Here is a 15,214-nt window from a genome sequence, read left to right on the forward strand (position 1 = left end):
TTCCACGCTTTTAATTTATAAATTTTTAGTCTTTAACTTGCTTGATAGTATCAATAATTGAACCATCACGGTATTCAACTAAAGCAACAGTTCGATTAGTATATTCAAGTGGCTTTGGTATACCAACTTGTCCTTCAGCCATCTTTTGCAAATTTTTAATGTCAAGAATTTGCAAACCTGGGACTTTGCTAAATGCAGCAATTAAATCTTGCCGTTTAGGATTAATGGCAATCCCACGTTCAGTTACTAAGACATCAATGGAATCTCCTGGAGTAACTACTGTTTCAACAGAAGGAACTACCGTTGCATTACGACCACGAACAAGTGGCGCAGTAATAATCGTCATTTTAGCATTTGCTGCATCTTGGTGACCACCAATCGCACCACGAATAACACCATCTGAACCGGTCATTACGTTAACGTTAAAGTCAGTATCAATTTGCAATGCTGACAAAATAGCAACGTCCAAATTGTTAACAACTGCACCCTTATTATGAGGATCAGCATACCATGAAGCATCAATTTCTTGTTGGTCTTTGTTTTGTGCCATTGAAGCTGCAGCACCCTTATCAAAGTCCTGTACGTCCATGATTTTCTTAACTAAGCCTTCTGCAAGTAAGTCAGTTGTTGGCTTAGTAATACCACCTAATGCAAATGAAGCAGTAATCCCATCATCAAGCATTGATTGCCGTAAATAACGTGTTACGGCCAAGGCAGCACCACCAGATCCAGTCTGGAATGAAAAACCCTGCTTGTAATATGGTGAATTAATAATTACTTGGTTAACCATTTGAGCAATCTTTAATTCTTTTGGATCTTTAGTAAAACGAGTTGCTCCTGAACCAATTTTATCTGGGTCACCAATCTTATCTACTTTGACAACATAATCAACTTGGTCTTGTTTAATTGAAGCTGGGGTATTTGGATAATCAACAATATTATCAGTTAATAAAACCACTTTATCAGCGTATTGCGCATCAATTAAAGCATAACCAAGTGAGCCAAAGACAGCGTCACCATCTTGACCATTTGCATTTCCAGCTGGATCTGAAACCGGAACACCGAGAAAGGCAATATCAATTTTAATATCACCCTCTTCAATTGCTCGTGCACGATTACCATGTGACCGGAAAATAACTGGATTCTTTAAACCACCATGAGAAATAAAGTCGCCTAGTGAACCACGCATTCCTGAAGAAACAATATTGGTAATAACACCCTTTTTAATAGCTTCAATCACCTTATCGTTCATTACACCGGTAAGCGAAGATGGTGCCAGAGTTAAATCCTTATAACCCATATTAATGATTTTATCCATTATTTTATTAAAGGCAAAATCACCATTTCTAAAGTGGTGGTGGAAAGAAATTGTCATCCCATCTTTAAGATTGTTCTTAATTACATCGTCAAGTGAATCGACAACCTTGTCTTCACCAGCAGTAACTCGCACTTTAGGTGCAACTCTTTGAACTTCCGGATTACCAATCGTAGCTGATGTAAATGGCTTTAAATTCATTTCTGACATCAAATTGTCTGGTAATTCGCGATTAACTTTATTCTCCAATGTAATTACCCTCCTCATCAATTAAGTTAGAAGCCTTTGCAGTTTCTATAACACGGTTTGCCTTCGCAACTACCGGCTTATCAACCATCTTGCCATTCATTGAAATAACACCTGAGCCCTTAGCTTTAGCTTCTCGAATTGCATTTTGAACGTTTTTAGCGTTTTCAATTTCTTCTTTAGTTGGGTTAAAGACATTATTAACCATTGGAATTTGCCGTGGGTTAACTAATGACTTACCATCATAACCAAGCTCATAAATGTATCTAGTTTCGCGATAAAAGCCTTCAGTGTCCTTCATATTTGAAAAGACAGTATCAAAAGCATAAACGTCAGCTGCTCTAGCAGATTGAAGAACCATATTCCGAGCAAATTCCAATTCACGCCCATCTGGATAACGGTGCGTATGCATATCAGCAGTGTAATCTTCACCAGAAACGGCAAGTCCCATCATTAAAGGTGTTGCTGTAGCAATAGTTGGTGTGTTCAAAACACCCTTAGCACTTTCAATCGCTGCCATAACACCAATTGAACCTTTTTCAACACCATATTCTTCTTCTGCTTTTTCCATGTCCTTAACTAATTTTTGGATCATTTCAGCAGATTCTGTCTTTGGTAAACGAATAACGTCAACACCGGCTTTAACCATCGCTTTAACATCTTCGTCATAAAATGGAGTATCTTGACCATTAATCCGAACGACAATTTCAGCACCGCCAAAATCAACATGCTTAATTGCGTTATAGACAAGCATTCTGGCAGCATCCTTTTCAGTTAAGGAAACAGCATCTTCCAAGTCAAGCATAATTGAGTCTGCACCATAAATACCAGCATCTTTAACCATTGCTGGATTATTGCCGGGCACAAACATCATCGTCCGGCGCAAACGATTCTTTACGTAAGTCATTTATTGCAATACCTCCAATTCTGGTTTATCAGTAGTTTCAGTAGCTCTTTGTGCTGCAGCTAAAGTACGTGCAGCAATGACACAATCAAGTGCACCTTTATCAGTAGCTTTGACCTTCGCATTGCTAATACCAAACTTTTCCAAAGTATCAGTAATCACCTTTTTAATTTGATCGCCGTATGCTTTGATTACTTCTGAATCCAAATCAATTTGAATCCCATCATTACCTTTAGAAATCATTATTTGAATATCTGAAGATTCTAAAGTTCCTGCGACACCAATTGTTTTAATTTCCATTAATATTCATTCCTTTCTGAATTCTAGTTTGTAAAACTCTTTGATTACTTTTAATAAAGTTCATTGTTGTATTCGGAACGAGCAACTTAATTGCTGCCAAGTCACCTGTTTTAATTAATCGTCTTACTTGAGTAGCAGTGATTACTTGATCATTATTGCTAAATCTTGGCACAATCTTGACTTCAATCTGGGGGCTGAGTTCGTTAATTAAACTCTTATTATAGAAATTAGTTGTATATGAGAAAGGTTCTGTCCCCAAATATCGCCGACTGATTGCCAACTTAGGTGCAATAATGTTTTTAAAAACACGTGCATCAATTGTGGTTTGTGTCTTAATTAAATCATCCGGACTTTTTAAGAAATATGCCGGAAAGGTAGCTTGCGAAACTAAATAGTCGCTACCACTAACAACATAGACATTTTTCAAATCAGCAGTTCCACTCTTTACTAGCTGCATCCGCTCTTCAGTTTTAAATAAGGAAGCATCTGTTGCCACAACAAAAATATAAACCAAATCATTTTCTTGACTAGCTAGCTGAATAAGTCTTTGGTGACCCAAAGTAAAAGGGTTAGCATTCATTACAATTGCCGCTATTCTTTGATCTTTTTGATTTTCGACTTGCGGAATTGTAGCTAAGAAATCATTTACATCTGGTGTACCACTTTCTAAAAAAGCTGCTACATCAGTATGAGCCAATTCTGTAAAGCCAAGATGTTGAAAACTAGTTGAGTATTGCGTTTTAGTAAATACAAAATTATGAAAAATTTTTCGGTTAAATTGATATTGTTGTAAAGCCGTCACCATCTGATTAAAACGGCTACCAGGAGTGGCCCCTTGATTACAAACAGCAATATACTTTAAAACATTACCGGCTACACTCCCTGTTCCGACTAATTCGCCTTCATCATTAATAATCCCTAAAGTATGATCAATGACGTTAACTTCGCGTGAACTAAAATCGTGTAAGCCCAATTTAATTAAGAATTTTTTCCATTTAGTCCGAACTGTTTGATCGTTCAAATAAAGATCTACGATTTGGTCCATTGGGTCACATCCTTTAAGAAATTAATAATCGCTTGATACATTGCAAGTGGCTGCTCTGCCTGAATTAGATGGCCACAATTCTTGATGACCTGAATTTTAATTCTGGAATTAAGCTTTTGCATTGCAAATGCAAAATGATAATCAAAAAATGGTGAATTTTTTCCTGCTAAAACAAGCATTGGCATCGTCATGTCCATTAAAACATCACGCCAATCCTGTTCAGCATGATCAATTAAGCAAAGATAATTATCTTCAGCGCAATAAGGATATTCCTTGGCCTCCTGCTTAGCTTTTGTAAACATTTGATCATCAATATGAGTATAAAATGCATTACCAAAGTCGATTTTTAAATATTGAGGATAATTATTCCAACTTAATTCCTTAAAACCATATTGCCAAGTTTGATCATGAATCATCTTTGGTGGTTGATCCAAATCAACTATTGCTCGCAGCCGAGAAGAACCATATAAAGAAAGATAAGACCATAAAGTAGCCGCTCCCATTGAATTACCAATAGCAATCACATCATGTAAATCAAGCTTTTGAAATAGTTCTGCCAAATCTTTAGCATGGCGACTAATTCTTTGCCCCTTATACGTTCTTTGTGACCGTCCTTGGTTACGTGGATCAAGAATAATGAAGCGAAAGTCATCTTTAAATAATTCCATGACTTCAAGCCACATCTGACTTGACCCACCAATACCTGGAATAGCCACAATTACTGGTTTAGCTTCATTTGTATCGTAATAATGCAAACGGATACCATCATTAGTGGTAAAATCCATTGTTATTACTCCTTACCACATACCGATGACTTTCATCCATAATGTACCGATAATACCAAAAATCAGTAAATAAATAATTCCTAATAGGAAGTTCATCTTCCACCATTCACCTTGTTTAACATAACCCGTCGTAGCTAAAATTGAAGCAGGTCCGTTAGCATAGTGAGTTGTTGAAGCATTAATTGCACCAGTAAATGCAAGTAGCATAGCAGCTAATTTAAGTGGTGCACCAGTAGCAACCGCAACAGATAAGAATGGTAAGTACAGTGCCGTCATGTGAGCAGTACCGCTGGCAAAGAAGTAGTGGGTATAGAACATTAAAATGACTAAAACGATTAAAACTACCTGCCAACTAACACCGTGCAGACTTAATTGAATCGTCTTTGAGAACCAATCAATAAAACCATAGGAAATTAATTTACCAGCCATAAAGACTAAGATTGATAACCAAATCAGAATATTCCAAGCACCAGTTTGTTTTAAAGCATCATTCATTGTTAAAACGCCAGTTAACAGAAGTAAGCCAACTGCTAAGAAAGCAACAAAAGTAGAATCCAATTGTGGAATCTTAATAATTCCAGATAAAACCCAAAGAATAATTGCAATTAGGAAAACACCAGCCATAATCTTTTCAGGTGTAGTCACTGGTCCCATTTCTGTTAAACGGTCGTCTGCCCATTTTTTAGCATTAGGTGTTTCCTTGATTTCTGGTGGAAAAATTTTGTAAATAACAATTGGAATGATAATTGTTGCAACAATTACTGGTACTAATGCGGCAATAAACCAGCTGATCCAGCTCATGTTGTAGCCTTTTTCAGCAGCCATTTGGGAAGCAACCAAGTTTGGAGCAGCACCAGTGATAAACAATGCTGTTGAGATGGTGTTAGCATGAAAAGCCATAAAGTCTAAATAAGCACCAATTTTCTTTCGTGATGGATCATTTGGCCTTGAACCATAACTTTCTGAAATTGACTTAGTAACAGGCCATACAACACCACCAGTCCGAGCACTGTTAGAAGGAATTAAAGCTCCTAAGATTAATTCCAAACCAGTAATTGCATAACCGATCCCGATTGACTTTTTACCAAAGCGCCTGATCATCCAGTAGGCAATTCGATTACCTAAACCGGTTTTACTAATTCCATAAGCCATAATGAAGGCCATCGCAATTAACCATGCAGCCGAATTGCTGAAGGCACTCAAAATACCCTTATTAACAACGCCAGTTTTTGGATCTGGAATATCTTTAATCGGTGCAAGACCAACCAAAACAGTTACAATTAAGCCAACTAATGTTGTCCCACCAATTGGCAATGGCTTTGTAATACAACCAACAATTGTAGCAACAAAGACAGCAAACATTTCCCAAGCTTGTGGTGTCAGGCCAGCTGGTCGCCAAGGTGTTGCACACCACAGGACGATTCCGATTATCAAAGGCCAAATAAACCCTTTATAATTCACTTTTTCTAAAGTTTTCATGATTATCCTTCTTTATCATTTAAAGACGATATGTATCGTCAATAATCTTGTAACCTTTGTTAGCAAGCTCTGCATCAACCCAATCTAAATTGCCAGTACCATCATGATAACTTGCAGCTTTAGCATCGTCTTTTTTATGAAAAGCCTGAACCTTTGGTAATAATTCTGCAGCGTCTTCGCGACCTACTCTAACAACTCCATCGGCATCACCTAAAATGATGTCGCCAGGATAAACACTGGTATTACCACATGAAATTGGAACGTTAATTTCACCCGGGCCTTCTTTATAAGGACCGTTAGGTGTTGTGCTAACCGCATAAATTGGCAAATCCCAATCTCTTAATGTGTCAATGTCGCGCATTGGTCCATCAACAACTACTCCGGCAACATGTCTTTGGTCTCGCAGCCATGTCATCATCACTTCACCAATAACAGCTCGTGTGTTGTCGCCTTCGTTATCAATAACTACGACATCACCAGGATGACAATATTTTAATGCTGCAAAGATTGTCAAGTTGTCTCCCGGCCGATTATGGACAGTAAAAGCTGGACCACACATTTCCTTTTTAGGCTTAGACATCAGCCTAATTCGAGGTGACATTGCACCCGTTCTGTTCATGCAATCAGCCACATTGGATGAAGGCAATTCTGTATAAGCCTTAATTACTGCTGCATCTGGCAATTTTCTTTTTAAAAAAATTCGCTTGCCATCTTCCATTAAAAACGCCTCTTTTTTAATCTAAATTGACACCTGCAAGGACTTCTTGCATCTTATCGGCTGAATTAAGCATCTTAGCTTGTTCTTCTTCTGATAATTTTGTTTCGATGACTTGACTAATCCCAGTACCATCAACGACGGTCGGAGTTCCTAAATACAGGTCATGTTTGATGCCGTATTCACCATTAATTGGTGCAGATAATGGTAAAACAATGGCATGATTGTCCAAAATTGCTCCTACAATTTGGGATAACATTACTGCGATACCATAGAAAGTTGCACCCTTGTTTTCAATAATCTTGCCACCCTTTTGGCGAATATCACTTTCAACAGAGGCTAAGGTATCATCATTGATTCCATCAAAGTCACGCAATGCTTTTCCAGCAACTAAGGATTCATCAAAGTTTTCAAATGAAGTATCACCATGTTCACCCAAAACCATTGAGTTAACACTTGCAACTGGTACATTTAGCTTTTTAGCTAATTCAACTTGTAAACGAGCTGAATCAAGTGAAGTTCCTGTTCCAATAACTTTATTCTTAGGAAAACCAGACAATTTTTGCGTTAAAGTAGTCAAAATATCAACTGGATTTGCGGAAACAACGAAAACTCCATTAAAACCGGAATCAACAACAGGTTGAACAATGCTCTTTAAAATATTAACGTTTTTGTTAACCAAATCTAATCTAGTTTCACCAGGCTTACGAGGAACACCGGCTGTAATCACAACAACATCAGCGTCTTTTGCATCAGCATATTCGCCAGGGTGAATGTCGCATTCACCAGCAAAAGGAGTAATGTCTTCAAGATCCATTGAGTCACCGATTGGGCGTTTTTTCACAACATCAGCAATAATTAATTCATTAACTTTTGTATGTTGCAGTAAATCATTAGCAAAGGTTGAACCAACAGCGCCATCACCAACAAGCAGTACTTTTCTATTCATAGTCGAATTTCCTTTCAAATATTTAAAAATATTGTACTTTATTACACAAATTATTATAAAACTGATTAGTTTGTTTTTCAATATTTAAAATAAATAATTTTATTTTTAAATTTTTAAACAAGAAACCATTGATTTAATCAGCTTACTTCAATTAACTTCAAATAAAAAAGAAACTATCCCGTTTGAGATAGTTTCTTTGTGATTATTTTCTTTAGAATTACTAGTTATTCGCTTGAATGAATTCTGTCATCTGAATAGCAGCTTGACGGCCAAAAATAACAGTTTCGGCAATTGAATTACCACCAATACGGTTATTTCCGTGCAGTCCGCCTGATACTTCACCAGCAGCGTACAAGCCTTTAATAATGTTACCGTTTGTATCTAAAACTTCAGTTTTTGGTGTAATATGAATTCCACCCATCGTGTAATGAATTGCAGGATGAATGTGAATTGCATAATAAGGACCGTGATCAATTGAGCGATCCATTCCGGTCTTACGATCAAAATCAGAATCATTTTTAGTAGCAACAGCATTATTCCAATTTGCAACTGTTGTTGCCAAATTATTGGCATCAACACCAATTTCTTGAGCTAAATCAGCAAGTGTTGCACCACGCTTAACTAAGCCAACATGATCATAAAATTCAACTGCAGTAAAGTTGTCGCGAATGCCTTGGTCGAATACCAGATAAGCGCCGTCTTCATGCAAATTAGTAATTGCATCGGAAACAATTTTTCGTGTGTTCAGTTCATTAACAAACCGTTTTCCAGCATTATTAACTAAAATCGCACCTTCACCACGAAGTCCTTCACCAATCAAATAAACATGATCAGTATCAGTTTGAGCAGTTGGGTGAACTTGAATAAAGTCCATTTGCTCTAATTGAGCGTCAACTGCACTGGCTAATTTCAAACCATCACCAGTAGCACCTGATTGGTTAGTTGTCTTATATTCGGCTAGATCTGGACGATACTTTTTAATCAATTCTTTAGAAGCACCAAAGCCACCTGAAGCAAGCATCACTGCTTTAGCATTAACTGTTTTAACGCCTGCATCAGTTTCAATTTCAATTCCAGTAACCTGCTTTGTATCATCTTCAATTAACTTGATTACTTTAGAATTATTAAAAATCGGAATATTGTCTTCCTGAATTTTCTTTAAAGAACCAGTAACAAGATAACCACCAACTGGAGCCATTGATGCTGGACGGTGAGCACGTTTTTTGCTCATTCCCCCAGTAATTGTCAAGTTAGTCAATTCAATACCATGCTCCATTAACCAACTAATTGCAATTGCTGAATGGTCAACAAAATAACGTAGCAAGTCGCGGTCATTCATTAAACCGCCACCCTTTAAGGTTTCCTTGTAAAAATCTTCCTTATCGTCAATGATGCCGTCATTTAATTGCACCAAACTCTCAGAAGCATTCATCCCTGATGATGCTCTGTTAGTATTACCACCTAAATCACTATTTTTTTCAAAAATTGCAACATTTAATCCTAATTCATGTGCTTGAATTGCAGCAGTCAAGCCAGCACCACCAGCACCAACGATTACTGCATCATAATCACTTTTAATTTCAGAACTTTGACTTGGGGTAAAAATAAATTTCGCCATATTTCTCCTCTATTATTTATTCTTCGGGTTTTGTTCGGTCGATATTGGTCATTTCCATGTAATCCATCCACTCATCATATTGAGCTTCAGTCACTTCGCCACTCTTTAAGGCTGCTTCTTTCAAAGTAGTACCTTCTTTATCAGCAGCTTGTGCAATCTTAGCGGCAGCATGATAGCCAATGTGTGGTGACAATGCTGTTACAGTCATCAATGAATTTTCCAATAACTCGTCCATTCTTGCTGAATTGACAGTCAAACCAGCAACCATTTTATCAGCAAAGCCAGTAATTGTACCAGTTAAAATATCACAAGAATCTAAAAATGCAGAAATCATTACCGTCTTAAAGACGTTCATTTCAAAGTTACCTTGTGAAGCTGCAAAGGTAATGGTTGTATCATTTCCGAAAACTTTAGCAGCAGCCATTGTCACGGCTTCAGCCTGTGTTGGGTTAACTTTACCTGGCATAATTGATGAACCTGGTTCATTAGCAGGAATGTTTAATTCATGGTAGCCAGCACGAGGACCTGAAGCCAAGAAACGAATATCTTGAGCGATCTTGAACATGTCAGCAGCTAGGGTCTTTAAAGCACCATGAACCACATCAAGACCAGAGTGATGAGCTAATCCCCAGAACTTATTAGTTTTAACTTCAAAAGTATGACCATAATCTTCTGATAATTTACCAGCAATCTTTTCAGTCATTCCCGGTGCAGCATTCAAACCAGTGCCAACTGCGGTACCACCAATTGCTAATTCGTACAAAGTTGGCTTTAATTCTTTAATGTAAGCTAAATCATGCTTCAATGCTGAAATATAGCCGGACAATTCTTGACCAAAGGTAACCGGAGTTGCGTCTTGCAAGTGAGTCCGACCAACCTTAACTGTCTTCCAATATTTGTCTTGCTTAATCTTTAATTCATCAATTAGGTGTTGAATTGCTGGTTCTAATTTATCCAATGCTTCAACAGCTACAATATTCATTGCAGTTGGGTAAGTATCGTTAGATGATTGTCCGCGATTGACATCATCATTTGGCAAAATATCCAAACCTGGGTGCAGTTTGTTAGCTAAGTTAGCAACAACTTCATTAACGTTCATATTACTTTGCGTACCTGAACCGGTTTGCAAAACATGAAGTGGAAAATCTTTTTGTAAATCAACATCATCAAGCTTTAAAAGTTCATTAATCGCATCTTCGATTGCTGCACCCTTTTCTTCAGGCTCATCTCCAACTTCAACATTTGATTGAGCAGCTGCCTTTTTCAAATGTAAAAATGCGCGAACAATTGCCAATGGCATTAATTCACCACTTGGGAAATTATTGCGGCTACGTTCTGTTTGTGGGCCCCACAATGCATCTTTAGGAATTTTTACTGGACCAATCGTATCGCTTTCTACACGGTATTCTTCTTTGCTCATAATAAGTCTCCTTTTGGGACTGAATCCCTAATATTCTTAAAATTATACTTTAGTTTTTTAAATTCCACACTAATAATACATTTTAAAGCCCAATATTTCAATAATTTAAAAATAAAAGTAATAATTTAAAGTATTTAAAATGACTCTATTTTATGAAAACTATTTTTGAACCATGTAGTTGCTTAATTTCTAATTGCTGTGCAACCCAAACATAATTGTTAGTGTTAATCCTACCGCGTACCCGAATCATTACTACAACAGGAATATTATTTTGGTGAGCATAGGTAACTGTCTGCTTAATTACGCCATAAGAAGGAGTCGTGCTGCCAACTGCGAAATTCTATCGGTACCATTAGCGAATGCCCGCTTTACTATTGTAAAATTTTCAGCACAAACTTCTTTAAACATCTTATTTTCCTATTATTTTTTAAAGTTATAGCAATATTTATAGTATAATATATTGGTTTTAAACATAGGCAGAGGCAAAAACAATTATGCAAACAACAAAAATAATCAAACGTTGGTATCTGTGGCAAACAATTATGCAATTACTAATTACTACTGCAGATATGATCTTATTTAATAATAATAGTGCTACACTAGCATTTTTCTTCATTATTTTAGAGTTTACTCAGTTAATTGATACTGTAATCCAACCTTTAAATAATTATTTTCAAGTATTTATCTCTATTTTTACCATTCCGCAGTCGCTTGCAATAATTACTAAATTTACGCGAAAGTTTCACTTAATTAATCTTGATTTTGCAGTCACAATCACTATTCTATATCTTTTAATTGCTTTTATTCCAATAACCAAATTGGCTATCTCACAAATTAAAAGTACTCTTGGTCGCTTTTTTATTCTATTCATCATTTTTTCAGGTATCGATCCAAGAGGTCTCACTATTCACTGTAGTAGCTGGTTAATTGCACTAACATCATCTGGTTTTACCAACGCTATTTTATTTACTATTGTTGCTTTAGTTGCTATGCACGAATGGAATTTTCAATTACCACAATTTAAGATAAGTAAACAGACTAACGCTAAAGTCATACTCTTAATAATTATTTTTATTACAGCAGATTGCTTTTTCAATGGCTTTAATCAGGCTACCAATTGGAATAACCTAGTTACTAACTGGAACTTTCATTTTAAAGCTTTTAATTTAATGATGCTTTTAAGTGGCGTTAAGGCTGGAATTAGGGAAGAAATACTAATACGTTTTTGCACGTTAAGTTTATTGCTAAAACCCTTTGATCATAAACACTGGCTAAGGCAAATATTAAGAACCATTATCATTTCAAGTATGCTCTTCGGCTTATTGCATCTTTTTAACATAATAGCCGGACAATCGGTAACAGCTAGTATTCAACAAGCAATTAATGCATTTTGTAGTGGTATTGTCTTTGCAGCTATATATTTATATACCAACTCTATTCTCGTAACTATAATTTATCATAGTATATTTGATCTAGCTGCGTTTGTAACCAGCAATCAGATTATTATGCCTGTTCCGACAACATTTGATTTGCAAGAAACAATTCTATTCTGCATAATTTACTTAATCTTTGCTTGCTTTCTGCTTTCGGGTAAGCGCAAAAATGTAATTCTGCTTAACTTAAAAGAGCGAAAACTAGCCTAAAAAAACCGCGTTCATTAAAACGCAGTTTTAATTAAATAATCTCAGCAGCAAGATTATTCTTCATATTTTCTAAGGCAAAACGATGATTTTCTGGTGTTGTGCCAGCTACTCCATCTTGGTGGACAACAACCTGATAACCTAGATTATAAGCATAAATGGCTGTCTGCAAAACACATATATCAGTACACGTTCCAACTAGGTGAACTTTTTTAACCCCACGCATCCGCAAATCCAAATCAAGGTTAGTTCCAACAAAAGAACTATACCTCGTTTTTGCCATTGCCCACACATTAGCTTTATCCTTATTTGCTTCATACCAAGGCTTCAACTGACCATAAAAATTACGTCCCTCAGTACCCTCAATGTTATGTGGTGGAAACAATTTGCTTTCTGGATGAAAAGGATCATTTAATTGATGACAGTCTGTTGGTAAAATAACATAATTTCCCGCGTTAACAAATTGTTCAGCCAAGGTAATAATTGTTTTTTCACAATCCTGACCCGCCTTACCACAAGTTAAGGAACCATGATCAGCAACAAAGTCTTCAGTATAGTCAATAATTAATAACGCTTCTTTGTTTTCCATTGTATTCTCCCTAATAAATCAAAACAATTAACTATGATTATACCCCAAATATCGATAAAAAACGAACTATTTTTTAATATAAAAAATTAAATATAGCAAAAAGTTAACTATACCTTAAGCATTTCAGCATTAATTGCAACAATTACCGTTGATAATGACATCAAGACTGCACCTACTGCTGGATCTAGCATAATCCCAAACGGTGCCAAAATACCTGCTGCTAGTGGTAATGCAACAATATTATAACCTGCGCCCCACCATAAATTTTGAACAGTTTTTCTGTGCGTGTTTTGAGCTAATTCTAAAAAATCAACGATGTCTGACAGCCGACTATTAACCAAAACTACATCTGCAGAATCAACTGCCACATCAGTCCCGGCACCAATTGCTACACCAATATCTGCGCGGGCTAAACTAGGTGCATCGTTAATCCCATCACCAACCATCATCACTTTACTGCCATTTCGTTGCAGATTAGCGACAATTTTTTCTTTATCTGCCGGCATCAATTCCGCATAAACTTCGGTAATACCGAGCTGGCGGGCTATTCCCTGTGCCGCGGACTGATTATCGCCGGTCAACATCACTGGTGTAATCTGATGCTGCTTAATTTTACTAATCAGTGAAGTTGCATCGGGTTTAAGTTGATCGCCAACCGCTACGTAGCCCAGTATATTCTGTCCCTGCAGTAAATAACTAACTGTATAATCTTCAGTTGCAACTTGGTGAAAGTCAGGGACTTGTTCACGAACGGCTTTTTCATTAATTAGAAAATATTTTTGACCAGAAATTGTCGCCGTAACTCCTTTTCCAGGAAGATTCTTACTATCAGAGATCGGTAACAAATCTATTTTGTGAGCGCGGGCAAATTGCAAAATACTCTGTGCAATCGGATGAGTTGAATCTTGTTCAAGTGAAGCAATCAGCGTCAATACTTGTTCTTGCGTTATTTGCTCATTTAAACTGGTATATTTGCGCACTTGAAACTTGCCTTCGGTTAAGGTGCCAGTCTTATCGAGTAACAAATAGTTAATTTTAGGGCTCAAGTCAATCACATTACGGTTCCTAATTAGTAACCCGTGCTTGGCACCAATCGCCATACTCTTGGCACTAACTAGTGGGATCGCCAATCCTAATGCATGCGGACAAGCAATTACTAACACTGTTACTAGTCGCTCAAGTCCGGCTGCAATCCCCTGATTAGCAGTCCAAATAATTAAAGCGATTATCCCAATAACCAGTGCCGCATAAAATAGCCAGCCTGAGACTTTAGCCGCAAGTGTTTGCAAATTTGATTTATCCATTTGAGCAGATTGAACCAACTGATTAACATTAGCTAAAAAGCCATTATTGGCAGAGTTTGTTACCTTAATTGTTAACTTTCCAGAACCATTGCTGGCACCGCCGATTACTTGGTCTCCTTTTTGGCGCGTGACCAATCGTACTTCGCCAGTAACAAGTGATTCATTTACCTCACTTTTCCCAAAAATAACAGTACCATCAAGCGGAATACTTTCACCAGCTTTGACAACAACTACAGCACCTTTTTTTACTTGTGCAAGTGGAACGTCGATTATTTGATTATCCTTTTGAACGTGAACTTGATCAGGCAATAACTTAGCTAAATCATTAACTGAACTTCCAGCCCGCATAATTGAATTCATTTCAATCCAGTGGCCTAATAGCATAATTAAAATTAAAGTTGCTAGTTCCCAGAAAAAATCCATCACATGACCAGAATTTGGGTAAAAATCATTGTGAATAAACGCATACAAGCTGTAAATGTAAGCAGTAGTAATCCCAAGCGAAATTAATGTCATCATTTCTGGCTTTTTATCTTTTAGTTCATAAACAGCACTACTGAGAAATGGTTTGCCGCCATAGATAAATAAGGCGGTTGCAAATATCATAACTACCCAGTTAGAGCCAGGAAAAGAAAACTGAAAGAAAAGGTGCACTCCCATTGCTGGACTTAAAAATAAAATTGGTAATGCCAAAATCAGCGACACCCAGAATTTTTGCTTCAAATTACCCATGTGCATCATTTGCCCGCCATGCATCATCATGTTATTACCATGCATCGACATTTTATCCATGTGTGTCATTGGCTGCTCTTGATGCATCTGCATTTCAGGTTTACCTGTCATTTTCATTTTTGCCAAAATAAATCAATCCTATCTTTATACAACTAACACTATCTGTTCTGCAC

At 36.9% G+C, this 15,214-nt stretch carries 14 protein-coding genes; 1 reads left to right on the plus strand and 13 read right to left on the minus strand.

What is annotated here, in order from left to right; translation table 11 throughout:
- Positions 1-25: 25 nt before the first annotated feature.
- From citF to OZX76_RS05290, 11 genes are all read right to left on the minus strand, one after another.
- Complete coding sequence (gene citF, locus OZX76_RS05240) at positions 26-1,564, minus strand: citrate lyase subunit alpha (RefSeq protein ID WP_280924000.1); 1,539 nt, start codon at positions 1,562-1,564, stop codon at positions 26-28.
- Entirely contained in the window at positions 1,554-2,468 is a 915-nt protein-coding gene (locus tag OZX76_RS05245) for an aldolase/citrate lyase family protein (protein ID WP_277178431.1), read from the minus strand. Before OZX76_RS05245 ends, citF begins: the two co-directional genes overlap by 11 nt.
- The gene (gene citD / locus OZX76_RS05250) at positions 2,469-2,765 is read right to left on the minus strand and encodes a citrate lyase acyl carrier protein (protein WP_277132893.1); all 297 of its coding nucleotides are present in this window, start codon (positions 2,763-2,765) and stop codon (positions 2,469-2,471) included. It abuts the gene before it with no gap.
- A complete protein-coding gene (gene citC, locus OZX76_RS05255) occupies positions 2,755-3,810 on the minus strand; it encodes a [citrate (pro-3S)-lyase] ligase (protein WP_277178433.1) in 1,056 nt (351 codons plus the stop codon). Before citC ends, citD begins: the two co-directional genes overlap by 11 nt.
- Positions 3,795-4,595 carry an alpha/beta hydrolase gene (locus tag OZX76_RS05260; protein ID WP_277178435.1) on the minus strand — a complete coding sequence of 267 codons (801 nt, stop codon included), beginning with the start codon at positions 4,593-4,595 and terminating at the stop codon, positions 3,795-3,797. Before OZX76_RS05260 ends, citC begins: the two co-directional genes overlap by 16 nt.
- A 12-nt stretch (positions 4,596-4,607) precedes the next feature.
- Complete coding sequence (locus OZX76_RS05265) at positions 4,608-6,074, minus strand: DASS family sodium-coupled anion symporter (RefSeq protein WP_277178437.1); 1,467 nt, start codon at positions 6,072-6,074, stop codon at positions 4,608-4,610.
- A 19-nt stretch (positions 6,075-6,093) separates the two neighbouring features.
- A complete protein-coding gene (locus OZX76_RS05270; protein WP_277178439.1) occupies positions 6,094-6,792 on the minus strand; it encodes an RraA family protein in 699 nt (232 codons plus the stop codon).
- A gap of 16 nt (positions 6,793-6,808) precedes the next feature.
- The gene (locus tag OZX76_RS05275) at positions 6,809-7,738 is read right to left on the minus strand and encodes an L-lactate dehydrogenase (protein ID WP_277178441.1); all 930 of its coding nucleotides are present in this window, start codon (positions 7,736-7,738) and stop codon (positions 6,809-6,811) included.
- A gap of 220 nt (positions 7,739-7,958) precedes the next feature.
- Entirely contained in the window at positions 7,959-9,356 is a 1,398-nt protein-coding gene (locus OZX76_RS05280) for a flavocytochrome c (protein WP_277178443.1), read from the minus strand.
- A 16-nt stretch (positions 9,357-9,372) separates the two neighbouring features.
- Positions 9,373-10,776, minus strand: coding sequence for a class II fumarate hydratase (locus OZX76_RS05285; protein WP_277178445.1), 1,404 nt, complete (start codon positions 10,774-10,776; stop codon positions 9,373-9,375).
- Between the two features lie 145 nt (positions 10,777-10,921).
- A complete protein-coding gene (locus OZX76_RS05290) occupies positions 10,922-11,077 on the minus strand; it encodes a hypothetical protein (protein ID WP_277181505.1) in 156 nt (51 codons plus the stop codon).
- A 193-nt stretch (positions 11,078-11,270) separates the two neighbouring features.
- On the opposite strand from OZX76_RS05290, the gene OZX76_RS05295 reads away from it, so the two are divergent.
- Positions 11,271-12,419: a CPBP family intramembrane glutamic endopeptidase gene (locus OZX76_RS05295; RefSeq protein WP_277178447.1), complete on the plus strand. Its 1,149-nt coding sequence runs from the start codon at positions 11,271-11,273 to the stop codon at positions 12,417-12,419.
- Positions 12,420-12,450: 31 nt separating this feature from the next.
- Here the strand turns inward: OZX76_RS05295 and OZX76_RS05300 are convergent, their stop codons facing one another.
- Together OZX76_RS05300 and OZX76_RS05305 are read right to left on the minus strand one after the other, a co-directional pair.
- Positions 12,451-13,005 (minus strand): isochorismatase family cysteine hydrolase, encoded by a 555-nt coding sequence (locus OZX76_RS05300; RefSeq protein WP_277178449.1) that lies wholly within the window; start codon positions 13,003-13,005, stop codon positions 12,451-12,453.
- Positions 13,006-13,112: 107 nt separating this feature from the next.
- On the minus strand, positions 13,113-15,158 hold the full coding sequence (locus OZX76_RS05305; RefSeq protein ID WP_277181506.1) for a copper-translocating P-type ATPase: 2,046 nt from the start codon (positions 15,156-15,158) through the stop codon (positions 13,113-13,115).
- Positions 15,159-15,214 lie beyond the last annotated feature (56 nt).

Origin of the sequence: Lactobacillus sp. ESL0677, assembly GCF_029392875.1 — a bacterium.
Classification (GTDB): Bacteria; Bacillota; Bacilli; order Lactobacillales; family Lactobacillaceae; genus Lactobacillus.